The following is a 14,737-nucleotide window of genomic DNA, read 5'->3' on the forward strand; positions in this document are numbered from 1 at the left end:
AAAAACCCCGCCTAAGCGGGGTTTTTTAGTATTTAATACCGATTACTCAGCAACGATGCTAACGTACTTACGGTTTAAAGGACCTTTCTGCTCAAAAACAACTTTACCGTCTGCTTTTGCGAAGATTGTGTGGTCTTTACCGATACCTGCGTTAGAACCAGCGTGGAACTTAGTACCACGTTGACGAACGATGATGCTACCCGCTAGAACTGATTCGCCACCAAAACGTTTAACACCTAAGCGTTTACTTTCTGAATCGCGACCGTTACGAGTACTACCAGCTGCCTTCTTATGTGCCATCTTTCTGTACCTCTAAAAATTAAGCGCTAATGCCAGTGATTTTAACTTCAGTGAACCACTGACGGTGGCCCATCTGCTTACGAGAATGCTTACGACGTCTAAATTTAACAATCTTAATCTTCTCGCCACGACCGTGAGATACAACTTCAGCTGTAATTTTACCACCGTTAACAAACGGTGCACCGATCTCGATCTTTTCACCATCAGCAATTAGAAGTACTGAATCAAATTCAACTGCTGCACCAGTTTCAACGTTTAGCTTTTCTAAACGAATTGTTTGACCTTCAGTCACACGGTGCTGTTTACCACCACTTTGGAAAACCGCGTACATAATTAACTCCGTCTGTGCGCCCTCAAATCGACGCAACTTAATATTCTTCAATAGGGCGCGAAGTTTACGCTAATGCGTATCTTGGCGCAAGAGTAAATTTGAAGAAAGTGAATAAAATTTAGCTCGCATGAGGGCAATCAAATATTTTCCCCTATTCTAGTCAAAAAAATGTCAAAGCCAAGCTCTTTTTTCTCTCAATTTATCAGACAAAAGGCGAATCCATAGTTTACCTAATACAGTACCAAATGAGATTTTACTGTACCTATTTCACCCATTACGCGACCATCAAAAGCACAAAAAGTAAGCATAAAAACGTTTTTTTATAAGCAACTACGACAATTTATCGAGTCGATGATTTTTTTGTAGTACAATCGCCGAGTTTATTCATTTTCGGTTAATAGATTGGCTCGGAGCGCAATGGATATAAAAACTATCCAAAATTTGGTTGAGCAAGATATGCTTGACGTCAACCAACTTATACATCAACAAATGCAATCTGATGTTGCACTTGTAAAACAGCTAGGTTTATACATTGTAAATAGCGGAGGAAAACGCATCCGCCCAATGTTAGCCCTTTTGGCTGCACGAGCATTAGGTTACGAAGGTGATAAACACATCACACTAGCGACAATTGTAGAGTTTATTCACACAGCAACCTTACTCCACGATGACGTGGTTGATGAGTCATTACTGCGCCGTGGAGAACCGACTGCAAATGCTGAATTTGGAAATGCGGCAAGCGTATTAGTCGGTGACTTTATCTACACTCGTTCATTCCAGTTGATGGTTGGTCTTGGTAATATGGAAGTCATGCAGATCCTAGCGGATGCAACCAATATTATCGCTGAGGGCGAAGTGTTACAGCTAATGAACTGTAATGACCCAGATACAACTGAAAAGAGTTATATGCAGGTTATCTACAGCAAAACGGCAAAGCTTTTTGAAGCTGCAACTTTACTACCCGCTGTAGTGCTTGAGCAATCAGACGAAATTAAAACTGCGCTTAAGCTTTACGGTATGCATTTAGGCACAGCCTTCCAACTTGTAGACGATATTCTTGACTACAGTGCTAACGCAGAATTGCTGGGTAAGAATATTGGTGATGATCTCGCCGAGGGTAAACCTACGCTTCCGCTTATTTATGCAATGCAGCATGCAAATGCTCTGCAAACAGCTCAGATCAGAACAGCAATAGAAAGTGGTAATGGACTTGATTATCTTGAAGATATTTTAGCAACACTAGCCGAGACCAAAGCTCTTGACTTCACGATGGCTAAAGCCCAAGAAGAAGCCCAAAAAGCGATTGCACAATTGAGCGTTTTACCTGACTCAGTGCATAAAGAAGCACTGATAGGACTTGCCAAGCTTTCTGTGGATAGAGAGTATTAATCGTCCCCTAGCCAGTTTATGAGCTATAAAAAGGTCGCTGATGCGACCTTTATTTTTCTGGTGGCCTGTAGCCTTCAATTTCGACTTCTTTATCTTCAAACAAAAAGCCGACCATCTGCTCTTCAAGCATTTGCCTGTGCTCAGGATCCATCATATTAAGATGCTTTTCGTTGATTAGCATAGTTTGCTTATGCTGCCATTGCTGCCAAGCTTCTTTGGAGATGTTATTAAATATACGTTCACCAACTTCTCCTGGATACAGTTGAAAATCCAGTCCAGGCGCTTCCTTTTGTAACTTTTGACAAAATACCGTACGTGCCATGAGTATCTACCTCTTCAATTTTAATCGTGCACTCAATGAGAGTCAGCACCAGTGATAGCGTCAGTTTACCCTATTGCGGTTAATACTTTAACCAACTTTTTAGTCGGCGCAGCGAGCCCAACCTCTGGCGGGTTATGAGTATCGAACCACAGCAATTGCTGATCATGCACACAATCTGGCATACTTTTTACTTCTACAACCACGGGGGTAATAGTTAACTCAAAATGCGTAAAAATATGCACAAAGGGTTCAAGTGTATTTGTACATTCAAGTTTAAGTTCTTGCTGCTTAATAAACGCGTCTAACTCATCTTGCTCTGCAAACTCAAAAAAGCCGAATAACCCACCCCATATTCCACTCGAAGGGCGCTTCTCCATCAAAACTTTATCACCACATTTAATTATTAAGTGGTGAGTACGCTTTTTTGGTTTCTCTTTTTTGGGTTTAGGGTTTGGAAACTCTTTAACCCGATTATTTTTGAACGCCGAACATTCCTCAACAAGTGGGCAAACATCACAGTTTGGTTTACTTCTGGTACATACGCCTGAACCTAAATCCATCATAGCCTGATTAAACGCTCTTACATCACCGCTTGGCGTGACGGCATCACTCAAAGACCATAACTGATTTTCGACCTTTTTTACTCCGTACCAGCCCTCAACCATATAAAACCGAGCTAGGACTCGCTTAACATTACCATCGAGTATTGGATGATGCTGACCAAGCGCAAGAGAGAGTATCGCACCTGCGGTAGAGCGACCAATGCCTGGTAAGTCCATCACCGCTTCTAATGTTTGTGGGAATTCACCCTTATAGCTATCTCTGATCACTTTTGCAGCTTTATGAAGATTTCTTGCTCTGGCGTAATAACCAAGCCCAGTCCAATGGTGTAACACTTCATCTTCCGGTGCATCGGCCAATGCAATTACTGTTGGGAAGCGCGCCATAAAGCGCTCAAAATAAGGAATAACTGTGGTTACTTGAGTCTGCTGTAACATCACCTCAGAAATCCATACTTTATACGGTGTTTTTCCGAGTTGCCACGGCAGTGTTTTTCTACCATGAAGGTGATACCAAGACACAACTTGCTCACCAAACCACTTAGCTTGTTGCTGGCTAACTTTCATAAACTTGACTAGTACTTGCTACAAAAGCCGCCAGTGTAATCACAATTGCTTTAATAGTCACCACGTAAAATTTCACTCTATACTTGTTTATTCCCAACTGAATGACGATAATGTGCGACCATTTTCACGAGCATAGAAATGACCATGAACGAATCAAGCAAAAGTGCGCTCGAACAGGCGCAGGAAGAAGGCAAGTACATCAGAAAAGTGCGTAGCTTTGTTAAGCGTGAAGGACGTCTTACTAAAGGCCAAGCAGCATCGCTAGAAAAATGCTGGCCAACAATGGGACTGGAGCACCAACAAGGTTTGCTGGACTTTACAGAAGTATTTGGTAACAGCAATGAAGTCGTTCTTGAGATTGGATTTGGGATGGGCAAGTCTCTCGTTGAGATGGCAAAAAATAACCCACAACAAAACTTTATTGGCATAGAAGTACACCGTCCAGGTGTAGGTGCTTGTTTGATGGATGCAGATGAGCAAGGCATCACTAACTTACGTGTTTTTGAACACGATGCAGTTGAAATTTTAGCGGATTGTATCGCTGATGGCAGCCTTGCTAAATTACAGCTATTCTTCCCTGATCCATGGCATAAAAAGCGTCACCACAAACGTCGCATTGTACAACTTGAATTTGCTGAGAAAATACGCCAAAAGCTTAAAGTAGGTGGCGTGTTCCATATGGCAACTGACTGGGAAAACTATGCCGAGCATATGCTTGAAGTGATGAGTGCAGCACCTGGTTATAAAAACCAGTCGCAAAGCAATGATTATGTTCCTCGTCCAGACTTTAGACCGCTTACTAAGTTTGAGCAGCGAGGCCATCGTTTAGGACATGGCGTTTGGGACTTAATGTTCGAGCGTATTAGCTAAACAACCCCCTCTCTATAATGAAGCAGCTCAACAGGCTGCTTCATCGTCCATCTATTTGAGTACATTCACTAGGAGCTAGCGTTGCAGTTTACCAACCCAAGTTTATTACTACTTCGTAATGAAGAAGAGCTTATTGCCAACAATATTCTGGTCATTAACCATCAGCGTGATGGCTTCCTACGTGAATTAAAAGCGCTCAATCCAAGTTCGGCAATTCATGCGTTTAGTTTCGATTTTGCAGACCACCTTCACGCCGATAAAACCGCCGACGTTAAAAGCTATGTAGACCATCAACTACCGCAGTTGCAAGATATTGATTTAGTTATTTATTATTACCCTAAATCAAAACCTGAAGCGCAAATGGTATTTGATAACATCCGCCACTTGAGCACGGCTGAAACTAGGTTACTCGTTGTTGGCGAAAACAAAAGTGGGGTGAAAAGTGCAGAAAAGCAACTTAAAGAACACGCTGCACACTGTTATAAATTAGAAAGCGCAAAACACTGCATTTTGTATGAGTTTGATCAGCTTACTACCAACCCAAGTTTTGACGTAAGCCATTATGTACAGACATTTTCAGTGCGTATCGCCAAGACAGAGTTTACTGCCGCAAGTTTGCCTGGTGTATTTAATCATGGGAAGCTTGATGCTGGTACTCAACTATTACTAGAAAATGTCACCCTTCCCTATAAAGGTAAAGTGTTAGATTTTGGCTGTGGTGCTGGACTTATAGCCTGCTACGCCTTATTGAACAGCCCAACTCTTAAGTTTACCTGTTTGGATGTCAATGCGCTTGCGCTGTTTGCCACGCAGCAGACTTTAGCTTTAAACAACCTCAGTGCAACTTTGCTACTTAGTGACGGTTTAAGTGAATTGAACGGTAAATTCAACCTTATTTTGAGCAACCCACCTTTTCATACAGGCCTTTCAACAGACTATGATATCGCTGAGCAATTTCTACATAACATCAAGCGTCATATGGATACCAAGTCTAATATTCAGCTAGTTGCAAACAGCTTCTTAAAATACCCACCTATTTTAGAAGCTCAGTTTGAACAGTTTGAAATTGTCACTAAAAACACTAAATTCGCCATTTATAAAGCGCAGTAGTTTACTAACTCTAAGGTTTACTTGCTTATATCAAGTAAACCTTAACTCAAACCCACCTTTTATCTTTTCATTTTCAAAGATTTGCTCTACTTTATTATAATGAGTTATTGGATCTCAAAAGCTCTGTAGCCGCAGCTAAGGCTGATCATACAGCTGGAATAAGAATGAGTAAGCAATTAACCAAAACAAGCATAAGAAAAGTATTGATCAGCGCAGTGATGCTTGTAACCGCGCTGTGCCTCTCTTTATCCATATCTATTTCCACTTACCTTGATGTAAAAGAGCAAAAACAACTGATCATCAATAAAATAGAGATGATAGCCGACATCGTTGCGTTCAATTCTCAGATCACAATTTTATTCGATGATCGAAAAACTGAAGATGCACGTCTAAAGTCTTTTCAACAAGTGGATATCATCAAAAACATCCATATCTATGCCATGGATGACGTAACCAACAGTCCTGTATTTTTTACCAGTTACAACGCCAGTCGAACACCACCAGTACCGCTAAAGGTTAATCAAATTGAAGAGTTAAAAACCCCGAAGGTCTCAGAAGACTACATTGAATTGATTAAACCTGTAATTTATGAGGGGAATATTGAAGGTTATGTTTATGTCCGCGGTGGCTTAGAAAGGCTCTCAAACTATATAAATAAAAAAATCTTGGTAGATATCGCGCTCACCTTATTCGTACTCCTCCTCGTATTGCTAGTTTCAAGGGGGATCCAAAAGCGTATAGCGACGCCAATTGAAGGACTCTCAGCACTATTGCAGGACGTTTCAAAAAATCATAATTACAGTGCAAGAGCGCCTGGCAGCAATATTTCTGAACTAAACGTATTAGCAAATAACTTAAATATCATGTTAGCTCGCACCGAAAATCAACTTGAGCGTCATAAAGCGGATAAACAAGAGATAAAACAGCTCAACCAGAGCTTGGAAGAAAAAGTGAATCAACGCACAATTGCGCTGAGAGAGGCTAACCAAGAACTGCTGAACGCTTTAGAGCGTATGCATCAATACCAGAACCAAATCATCGAGAACGAGAAAATGGCTTCGCTGGGGCAAATGGTGGCAGGTGTTGCCCACGAGGTAAATACCCCTATCGGTTTGGGTATCACAGGCTCTACGTTGTTAAGAGACAAATTATCCGATATTCGCGAAGCGTTTCAAACAAAGTCTCTGACCTCCAAGCAGTTAGAGCGCTTTGTTAACGATGGAATTGAAAATCTTGATCTTATCTACCGCAACCTAAACCGAGCGGCTGAGCTGGTTTCTAGCTTTAAGCGCCTTGCAGTAAGTCAGGATCTAGAAGTGAACTCACGAATAGATTTGTCAAACCTGCTTACTGAAGTCGTAGCATCTATGCGAGCTGAACTCTCCACAAAACAACCTGAAGTGACTATTGACTGTGACTCTGGACTTGCAATCGAAAGTAAAGCTGGACCATTACAACAAGTATTAGAGCAGCTTATATCCAACTCCTTACTCCATGGTTTTAAAGATCAACAAAACAATAGCATTGCAATTACTGTGAAACCATCAATGGGACAACTTGCTATTGAATATGCAGACAACGGAATGGGTGTACCCAAAGCAATTAAAAAGCGCATCTTCGATCCGTTTGTCACAACGCGTAGAGGTGAAGGAGGAAGCGGCCTAGGTATGCATTTGGTTTATAACCTAGTAACCCAAGCACTTGGAGGCTCGATCACTTTAGATGAAGAATTTAGCCAAGGTGCTAAATTTATTATAACTCTTCCTCTGTCGGGTAATCTAAAATGAGGTTGATTAATCTAGTTATTTTGCTTTTATTTGTCTCCTTAAATACAACTGCAAAATCACCAGATCAGGTTCGCTCTGCTTTTCTCTATCAGATGGCAAAATTCGTCGAGTTTCCCGACGAAAACACAAAAACCAGTATTCAATTTTGCTTCTATTCACTTGAATCAGGGCCTGCTGCTGAACTAAAAAGTGCAACAAAGCTAAATGTGCGAGGCAAACCCATTGAGCTCGTAGAAGCAAAAAAAACGTGGAGTTATAGGGAACTTTCCAGCGCTTGCGATATCACATACATTGATGAAACTAGCGAAAATGATATACTGTCCGCTTGGACCGATACAATAGAGTCAAACATGTTGACCGTGGGCGAAAGTATTGAGTTTTTAGAAAGAGGCGGGATTGCTTCTTTGGTCCAAGAAGGGAGCAAGATTCGACTGTATATAAATAAGCAAGCACTAGAAAAACAGTACTTCATCGTGCGCTCAAGGCTGCTTGCCGTATCCAAGTTTCATCCCAACTGATTTTACTTGTTAACAATTGGATAAGCTCCTATAATCGTAAATATTCGGATTTATTATATAAGTCCGGACACATTGTAAATTATATATTCCGAAAAGGTTAATTAATAATGCAAACGCCAGTCATTCTAATTGTAGAGGATGAAGACGTAACTCGACTGAACCTCGTTAGTTTATTTGAAGCGGAAGGTTACAAAGTAATCGAAGCCATTGATGGCGATGACATGCATGACAAGTTGACATCAAATGATGATGTAAACCTTGTAATCATGGATATCAACCTTCCTGGTAAAAATGGTTTAATTTTGGCGCGTGAATTACGCCAGAAGAAAAACATCGGCCTTATTTTCCTAACAGGTCGTGACAATGATGTTGACCGCATTCTTGGTCTTGAGATTGGTGCTGATGATTACATCACAAAACCATTTAACCCGCGTGAATTAACGATTCGTGCTCGCAACCTAATCTCTCGTACTGGCACGTCTGCAGAAGAGTCAACAATTGATAGCAACGGCGTTATTACTTTTAATGGTTGGGAGTTAGATGAAAACAGTCGCTGTTTAACATCTCCAACAGGCGATTCAAAGCGTCTACCAAAAGGTGAATATCGTGCACTTCGTCTAATGCTAGATTCGCCGGGCCGCATTTTTAGCCGTGAGCAGCTTATCAAGCACATGACTGGTCGTGAACTTCGCGCAAACGACCGTACTGTTGACGTTACTATTCGTCGTATTCGTAAGCATTTCGAAACTGATAACAATACGCCTGAATTAATTAGTACAATTCACGGTGAAGGTTACCGTTTCATTGGTAAACTCGACGCTCAATAATCGTTTTTACTGATCTTCAGCGAGTTTTGCAATTAATGGATGAAGGGCTTCTTGCCCTTCTTCTATTTTTGCCTCTAACTCAGAAACCCAATTCAATAGTGTCTCTTCCTCTTTGCCTTCTGATTCTAATTCCATTTTCTTCGCTTGTAATTGGGCAAGTTGCAGCCCTACCGAACCAGCAGCACCTTTAACTTTATGTGCAACCGCACCATATTCCTCGATATCATTTTGTGCAACAGCCTCTCTGAGCTCTTGACAGTACTTAGGACTGAGCTTAGTAAATAGGTCACAGCTTCTTTGGAATGCAGCAGCCCCCATAGACTCAACAAAGTCGCAAATGGTCTCTATATCTAAATCGGAGTATTCAGGTTGTGATAACGCTTCTCGAATATCGATACTTTGTTTGTTTTTCTGTGCCTCAATTCCAAATAACTCAGCGAGCATTTTGTCGAGCTTAGTAGTATTTATTGGTTTGGCCAAAGCTCCCTGAACATTAATCCCCTCAAGCTCTTGCTCGGCGCTTCTGACGTTTGCGGTTAAGGCAACTATTGGTAAGTGATCAAAGTGGCTGTCTTCTCTTATTTGACGCGCAACAACATCACCATTGATATCTGGTAGCTGCATATCCAGAAGAATGAGATCTAGGTCATCTTCAGTTTCAACAAACGAGAGAGCATCCTCGCCTGTTTCAGCCCAAATAACTTCATGCCCTCGCTGTTCTAATAGATTTGTTGCAATCTCAGCGTTTAGCGGCACATCCTCAACAAGTAAAATGTACAAGCTTCTACCAGCGTAACTTTGTTCTTTCGGTGCATTACATAGCTGTAACGGGATCTCAACATCAAAACGACTCCCCTTACCTTCTTGGCTAGTAACCGCTATCGTTCCTTTCATAGCCTGAACTAAAGCTTTAGTAACCGCAAGGCCAATGCCCGAGCCAATCGCATTGCTGCCCGATGCATCCGGAGCCTTGTAATACATCTCAAAGATCCGCTCAAGCTGATCTTCGGATATTCCCATACCTGTATCTATAACACTAATTGTCAGCCAAGGCCCATCATCTCGATTCTCACGGCGGCATTCCAGCGTCACATTACCCTTGTGGGTAAACTTCACTGCATTATTAATTAGATTCCAAAGTACCTGACGTAGACGTGTCGGATCGAGTAACGCATAAACGTCTAAGATTCCAGAACGATTGATAGTAAATTCTAAGCCCTTTTGATCGGCAATTAGACCTGCAAAGTTGACCACATCATTTATAAAATCAGAGACATTGATACTGTCCGTTGCTATATCTAGCTGCTCCCTATCAATTTTATCTAAATCAATGATGTCGTTAAAAATATTGCCAAGCGTCTCCGCACTTGAAAACACGGTATTACACCAGCTTTTTTGTTGCGCAGTCAGGTCGGTGTCTAACATCATGCGCGTCAGACCAACAATACCATTGAGCGGAGTTCTTAATTCATGACTTAGCGTAGCAATAAACTTACCTTTATCCTTATACGCAGTTTCTAACGCCTGCTCGGCTTCTTTACGACTAGTAATATCACGACCAAAGGCCAACAAGCCTATATATTCGCCTTTATCATTGATAAATGGCAGCTTGCGCATTTCAAACCAACGAGGTTCGCCTTCAACGGGATATTCTACGTCAAGTGTTAATGGTTGCTGTGTTTCTGATACCTGGCTATCTGTTTCAAGTACTTTTGGAAGATATTGCTCTGAATATATTTGTTCGACTGATTTACCAATTAGTTCTTCACTGCTTTTGCCCATCACTAATTCGAACATCTTGTTACAGCCTGCGAATACACCGTTTTCATCGCGGTAATAGAACAGATCAGGAGATGAATCAACAATGCTTCGCAGTAACATCCCCTGCTGTGCAAGTTCTTGCTGGGTCTTTTTACGTTCTGCAATTTCTTTTCTTAATTCATCTATCGCGCGGTGTTTAGCATGCAGAGCAATTTTACGCTCGTCAATCTCACTATTTAAACGATTAATATTGTCCTTCAGCGTTTGGTTCAGCATCTTTTCTTGTTGTGTTGCCGACTCCAAGTAGGCCTTGGATGAATGTACCTCCCGCATTGCCGCGACGGACATCATGATAAGAGCGGGCGCAATGACAGCGGTTAAGAAAAAGAGTGCCGATATATCGACAATTTCAACTACACCTAATGCAACATAGTAAAACATGCAAGATAGAATAACTGCAACGAAGAGCGTAAAAGCATAAGCGATGGCAAACGCCCGCTTGTTACCGTATCTTTCTACCAAGTTTGATAAAATTCGAGCCCATGAGCCAAACGAATTTTCTGTCATATTATTACTTCACCATTGTTAAACACTTGTCAGGCAAGTTTATATTCTACCGCTTGAGCCTGACTGAATTGCTTTTCAAGCCCTCAAAGTAAATATTATACAAAAGCCCTAGTAATAAGCGAGTATAGAAATTGCAGGGCCAGATCATTCACTCATTTTCATACACACTGAGCAGAACGATAGATAACAGAAATGAGACTCTGTATCACTAAATGCACAAATCATCTAATTTAGTGCGGATAGATTTAAGCTCACCATCCCAACTTAATCTGATTTCGTGTAATATGCCCGTTTTTTAAGTCGTGAGAAAAGAGAGCGTCGATGCAAAATAACATGCCAGACATTGCACACAGTGCTAGTGCGTTACAAACAGGAACTTTAGACTGGGTAGGCATGGGTAACATAGAGCTGCCTTTAGTATTAGAAAGCAAAGGCCTAAATCAAGTTACTGTTACAGCCAAAGCCGATGCATTTGTTAATTTGCAAAAAGAAGACGCAAAAGGCATTCACATGTCACGCCTCTTTCTTGCCCTTGATACGCTTTCTTGTGAGCAAGTACTTACACCTAAAACTCTAAAGCAGTTGCTAGATAACTTTTTAAGTACGCATAGCGACTTAAGTACAGGTGCAAAAGTAACCCTGCAGTTTGAATTGCCTATCAGACGCCCTTCGCTTTTAAGTAAAAAAATGGGATGGAAATCATACCCAATTACCCTTGATGCGACGTTGATAAACGGTATTTACAAGCTAGAACTGGCGCTTGACGTTGCTTACTCATCGACTTGCCCCTGTTCGGCAGCATTGTCTCGTCAACTGATCCAAAACGCTTTCCAACAAGCTTTTGACGGTAAACAATTAGATTTCCATAGTGTGCATAACTGGCTAGGTAGCACAGAAGGGATCGTTGCAACACCCCACTCTCAGCGCTCGATTGCAAATATAAAAGTTAAGCTTACGAATAATAGTACTGAATTTGAGATTTTGGATCTGATCGAGTTGGTTGAAAACGAGTTGAAAACCCCCGTTCAAGCCGCAGTAAAACGAGAAGATGAACAAGAGTTTGCGCGCCTAAATGGCCAAAACCTAATGTTTTGTGAAGATGCAGCTAGAAAGTTAAAGGCATTGCTAAATCAGCAAGCTTATTTAGATTTCTATGTGAAGATAAACCATTACGAATCTCTTCATGCTCATGATGCAGTAGCCTATGCCGTGAAAGGGGTTGAAGACGGCTACAGTGTTTAATTAATGCAATTGGTATTAGGTCCGCTCCGTTTACTACTATTATTAATCAGAGCTAGATAGCTCTGATTAATCTCCCCCATACACAACGAGGTAAGTGCTGTATTACTTTAAGCTATCTACTCAACGGTGGGCACTGTTTAATTTTCGAATAAACTGCTCGACAAGCACCTCTTGATTTTCTAAAGCCTGCTCTGTGTTTTTCATCGTTTCATGCGTTTTACGCGCACTTTTCATAGACTCATCCGCAAGACCCGAAATTGTCACAGCATTTGCGTTAAGCTCATTAGAAACACTCGACATCTCTTCTGTCGATGTCGCAATTTGATAGTTCAAACCTGATATTTCATTGACTATTGTGTTGATCGTTTCAAGGCTCACTTTAGTACCTTCTGCCTTTACTACACATTCAGAGGAGCGCTCTACTCCACTTTGAATGGCAGTAACCGCCCGTTCTGCTCGTTGCCTCAGATCGGCAATAATACCATTAATCTCGGCTGTAGAATCTTGTGTCCTTTGCGCAAGCGCTCTCACCTCATCAGCAACAACCGCAAATCCTCTACCTTGTTCACCTGCACGAGCAGCCTCTATAGCGGCATTTAAAGCAAGTAAGTTGGTTTGCTCGGAGATCCCACGGATCACGTCAACAACCCCTTCGATGTTAACTGTTTGCGCATTAAGATCTTCTATATCTTTTTGCGTGCGAGATAACTCTTCCGATAAGGCATAATTATTTTCCATATTGTCATCAACGGCTTTGTTGCCTTTCACAACGGATTCAAGCGCCGCTTCGGATTGCTGCGCTGCATTGTTAGTATTAGAGGCGATTTCACCAATCGACACCGACATCTGATTAATGGCTGCTGCTAAGGAGCCGGTTTGCGCTTGCTGTCGATTTAAAATATCAGAACTCGTTTTGCATTCTTGCATCGTTTTGTTTGCGTACTCTGAAACGGTGGCGCTAGCATCTTTAACACGTCCAAGTACAGCCCGAAGCTCGGATTCTCTAGCAAGTAAGGCAAGCTCTATAGAAGCGACATCATTAACCTTATTAAGATACACTTTTTGCATCAGAGGGTTATCGTATACTTTTTTTGCCTTTTCGCTGAGCGACCGCACCGGAGCAAGGCGAGAATAAGTAATAAATAATACAGCAAGAGTAAGCAGAGTTTCAGCGAGGTAATTCCAAGGTGATGATAAAGTTGAGATCAACATGGTTAGGGCATAGAAAACAATGATTATTGCCATCATTTGAGCTGACAAAGACCAAGAGGCACGAGTAAATTTACTTGGTGACACACCATTATTTAAATCAGTGTAGATTTCCTCTGCACGGTTAACGACCTCCCGGCTCGGCTTTGTCCTCACTGATTGATATTCGACAGTCTTACCAGATGCATCTTTAATAGGAGTGACAAAAGCATTAACCCAATAGTGATCGCCATTCTTGCAGCGGTTTTTAACCATTCCCATCCAAGGTTTGCCCGCTTCGATATAATCCCATAGGTTCTTGAAAGCGGCTTTAGGCATTGTTGGATGCCTAACGATATTATGGGGCTTCCCCTCTAACTCACTAAGTGAAAACCCTGCAACTTCACAAAACTGCGAATTCGCATACTTTATCTGACCTTTTACGTTTGTCGTTGAAAGTAGATTGTAAGAACTTGGATAATCATTCTCTTTTCCTGTGTAATCAGCTCTACCTTTTGTCATAGCTCGCTCTCGATTAAAAAGGGCAATAGATAATAAATTATTACTTTCTTAAAAATCGTAAGAAATTTCACCGAAAGACTGATTGAGATCATAGTGAAATATGATTTGATACCAATTTACACAATTAAGTGTTCTATTTTGAAGGATCAAGTATTAAGAAAAATTGGTATGAATACTTAACGAACAACAGAAAGTTAATATAAAAGCTAGCAGAGTTCTGAGCTTAAACAACTAAGAAAGGTAAATATAAATATCAATAAGATGAGGAATAGAATATGGAAAGTAAGTGGCGTCCCCTAGGGGATTCGAACCCCTGTTACCGCCGTGAAAGGGCGGTGTCCTAGGCCTCTAGACGAAGGGGACACAGATGTGTCACTAGGACTTTATTTAGCTGTTTAATCTCTTGCTAACCGAGTTACTTACCAAAGTAAGTGGCGTCCCCTAGGGGATTCGAACCCCTGTTACCGCCGTGAAAGGGCGGTGTCCTAGGCCTCTAGACGAAGGGGACACAGATGTGTCACTAGGACTTTATTTAGCTGTTTATTCTCTTGCTAACCGAGTTACTTACCAAAGTAAGTGGCGTCCCCTAGGGGATTCGAACCCCTGTTACCGCCGTGAAAGGGCGGTGTCCTAGGCCTCTAGACGAAGGGGACGCAGAAATTGTTTTGCAAATCACCGATTTGCTATTTCTGTGTTAGATGAGACCGAGCCTGCGAGGCGAATGGCCCTATCAAAAACAGAAAGTTTTCTGTGTCACTAGGACTTTATTTAGCTGTTTATTCTCTTGCTAACCGAGTTACTTACCAAAGTAAGTGGCGTCCCCTAGGGGATTCGAACCCCTGTTACCGCCGTGAAAGGGCGGTGTCCTAGGCCTCT

The 14,737-nt window shown here is 41.6% G+C and carries 13 protein-coding genes and 3 tRNA genes; 7 read left to right on the forward strand and 9 right to left on the reverse strand.

What is annotated here, in order from left to right; all coding sequences use genetic code 11:
• Positions 1-42 precede the first annotated feature (42 nt).
• Together rpmA and rplU are read right to left on the reverse strand one after the other, a co-directional pair.
• Entirely contained in the window at positions 43-300 is a 258-nt protein-coding gene (rpmA, locus tag MHN30_RS20270; protein ID WP_010374578.1) for a 50S ribosomal protein L27, read from the reverse strand.
• Between the two features lie 19 nt (positions 301-319).
• Positions 320-631: a 50S ribosomal protein L21 gene (rplU, locus tag MHN30_RS20275; protein ID WP_010374575.1), complete on the reverse strand. Its 312-nt coding sequence runs from the start codon at positions 629-631 to the stop codon at positions 320-322.
• A 417-nt stretch (positions 632-1,048) separates the two neighbouring features.
• On the opposite strand from rplU, the gene ispB reads away from it, so the two are divergent.
• Positions 1,049-2,020: an octaprenyl diphosphate synthase gene (gene ispB / locus MHN30_RS20280; RefSeq protein WP_239360924.1), complete on the forward strand. Its 972-nt coding sequence runs from the start codon at positions 1,049-1,051 to the stop codon at positions 2,018-2,020.
• A 49-nt stretch (positions 2,021-2,069) separates the two neighbouring features.
• On the opposite strand, the gene MHN30_RS20285 is transcribed toward ispB, so the two are convergent.
• Positions 2,070-2,342: an oxidative damage protection protein gene (locus MHN30_RS20285; RefSeq protein ID WP_010379401.1), complete on the reverse strand. Its 273-nt coding sequence runs from the start codon at positions 2,340-2,342 to the stop codon at positions 2,070-2,072.
• 65 nt (positions 2,343-2,407) lie between these two features.
• Positions 2,408-3,469, reverse strand: a complete 1,062-nt coding sequence (gene mutY, locus MHN30_RS20290; RefSeq protein ID WP_039491416.1) for an A/G-specific adenine glycosylase — start codon at positions 3,467-3,469, stop codon at positions 2,408-2,410.
• Between the two features lie 144 nt (positions 3,470-3,613).
• Here mutY and trmB point away from each other — a divergent pair, with 144 nt between their 5' ends.
• The 5 genes from trmB to arcA all read left to right on the forward strand — a co-directional run bounded on the left by trmB (position 3,614) and on the right by arcA (position 8,581).
• On the forward strand, positions 3,614-4,339 hold the full coding sequence (gene trmB, locus MHN30_RS20295) for a tRNA (guanosine(46)-N7)-methyltransferase TrmB (protein ID WP_017216543.1): 726 nt from the start codon (positions 3,614-3,616) through the stop codon (positions 4,337-4,339).
• 81 nt (positions 4,340-4,420) lie between these two features.
• Positions 4,421-5,449 (forward strand): methyltransferase, encoded by a 1,029-nt coding sequence (locus MHN30_RS20300; RefSeq protein WP_239360926.1) that lies wholly within the window; start codon positions 4,421-4,423, stop codon positions 5,447-5,449.
• Positions 5,450-5,613: 164 nt separating this feature from the next.
• Positions 5,614-7,236, forward strand: coding sequence for a HAMP domain-containing sensor histidine kinase (locus MHN30_RS20305; protein WP_130163433.1), 1,623 nt, complete (start codon positions 5,614-5,616; stop codon positions 7,234-7,236).
• The gene (locus MHN30_RS20310) at positions 7,233-7,754 is read left to right on the forward strand and encodes a YfiR family protein (RefSeq protein ID WP_010379409.1); all 522 of its coding nucleotides are present in this window, start codon (positions 7,233-7,235) and stop codon (positions 7,752-7,754) included. The genes MHN30_RS20305 and MHN30_RS20310 overlap by 4 nt, the downstream gene beginning before the upstream one ends.
• A gap of 107 nt (positions 7,755-7,861) precedes the next feature.
• Positions 7,862-8,581, forward strand: a complete 720-nt coding sequence (gene arcA, locus MHN30_RS20315; protein WP_010379411.1) for a two-component system response regulator ArcA — start codon at positions 7,862-7,864, stop codon at positions 8,579-8,581.
• A 6-nt stretch (positions 8,582-8,587) separates the two neighbouring features.
• On the opposite strand, the gene arcB is transcribed toward arcA, so the two are convergent.
• Positions 8,588-10,909 (reverse strand): aerobic respiration two-component sensor histidine kinase ArcB, encoded by a 2,322-nt coding sequence (arcB, locus tag MHN30_RS20320; protein ID WP_039491425.1) that lies wholly within the window; start codon positions 10,907-10,909, stop codon positions 8,588-8,590.
• A 321-nt stretch (positions 10,910-11,230) separates the two neighbouring features.
• Between arcB and folE2 the strand changes: the two genes are divergently transcribed.
• A complete protein-coding gene (gene folE2, locus MHN30_RS20325; protein ID WP_039491428.1) occupies positions 11,231-12,151 on the forward strand; it encodes a GTP cyclohydrolase FolE2 in 921 nt (306 codons plus the stop codon).
• Positions 12,152-12,271: 120 nt separating this feature from the next.
• Here folE2 and MHN30_RS20330 read toward each other — a convergent pair whose 3' ends face one another.
• From MHN30_RS20330 to MHN30_RS20345, 4 genes are all read right to left on the reverse strand, one after another.
• Positions 12,272-13,861 carry a PAS domain-containing methyl-accepting chemotaxis protein gene (locus tag MHN30_RS20330; RefSeq protein ID WP_239360928.1) on the reverse strand — a complete coding sequence of 530 codons (1,590 nt, stop codon included), beginning with the start codon at positions 13,859-13,861 and terminating at the stop codon, positions 12,272-12,274.
• A 287-nt stretch (positions 13,862-14,148) separates the two neighbouring features.
• A tRNA-Glu gene (locus tag MHN30_RS20335) sits at positions 14,149-14,224 on the reverse strand.
• A gap of 69 nt (positions 14,225-14,293) precedes the next feature.
• A tRNA-Glu gene (locus MHN30_RS20340) sits at positions 14,294-14,369 on the reverse strand.
• Positions 14,370-14,438: 69 nt separating this feature from the next.
• Positions 14,439-14,514: transfer RNA gene (locus tag MHN30_RS20345), tRNA-Glu, on the reverse strand.
• Positions 14,515-14,737 lie beyond the last annotated feature (223 nt).

The organism is Pseudoalteromonas sp. OF7H-1 (assembly GCF_022347825.1).
Taxonomy (GTDB): Bacteria; Pseudomonadota; Gammaproteobacteria; order Enterobacterales; family Alteromonadaceae; genus Pseudoalteromonas; species Pseudoalteromonas maricaloris.

What these genes read in the sequence shown, in the direction of transcription:
- mutY (WP_039491416.1), bottom strand. Translation starts at nt 3,469, where the DNA reads ATGAAAGTTAGCCAGCAACAAGCTAAGTGGTTTGGTGAGCAAGTTGTG.
- MHN30_RS20305 (WP_130163433.1), top strand. Translation starts at nt 5,614, where the DNA reads ATGAGTAAGCAATTAACCAAAACAAGCATAAGAAAAGTATTGATCAGC.
- arcB (WP_039491425.1), bottom strand. Translation starts at nt 10,909, where the DNA reads ATGACAGAAAATTCGTTTGGCTCATGGGCTCGAATTTTATCAAACTTG.
- MHN30_RS20330 (WP_239360928.1), bottom strand. Translation starts at nt 13,861, where the DNA reads ATGACAAAAGGTAGAGCTGATTACACAGGAAAAGAGAATGATTATCCA.
- rpmA (WP_010374578.1), bottom strand. Translation starts at nt 300, where the DNA reads ATGGCACATAAGAAGGCAGCTGGTAGTACTCGTAACGGTCGCGATTCA.
- ispB (WP_239360924.1), top strand. Translation starts at nt 1,049, where the DNA reads ATGGATATAAAAACTATCCAAAATTTGGTTGAGCAAGATATGCTTGAC.
- rplU (WP_010374575.1), bottom strand. Translation starts at nt 631, where the DNA reads ATGTACGCGGTTTTCCAAAGTGGTGGTAAACAGCACCGTGTGACTGAA.
- MHN30_RS20310 (WP_010379409.1), top strand. Translation starts at nt 7,233, where the DNA reads ATGAGGTTGATTAATCTAGTTATTTTGCTTTTATTTGTCTCCTTAAAT.
- trmB (WP_017216543.1), top strand. Translation starts at nt 3,614, where the DNA reads ATGAACGAATCAAGCAAAAGTGCGCTCGAACAGGCGCAGGAAGAAGGC.
- folE2 (WP_039491428.1), top strand. Translation starts at nt 11,231, where the DNA reads ATGCAAAATAACATGCCAGACATTGCACACAGTGCTAGTGCGTTACAA.
- MHN30_RS20285 (WP_010379401.1), bottom strand. Translation starts at nt 2,342, where the DNA reads ATGGCACGTACGGTATTTTGTCAAAAGTTACAAAAGGAAGCGCCTGGA.
- arcA (WP_010379411.1), top strand. Translation starts at nt 7,862, where the DNA reads ATGCAAACGCCAGTCATTCTAATTGTAGAGGATGAAGACGTAACTCGA.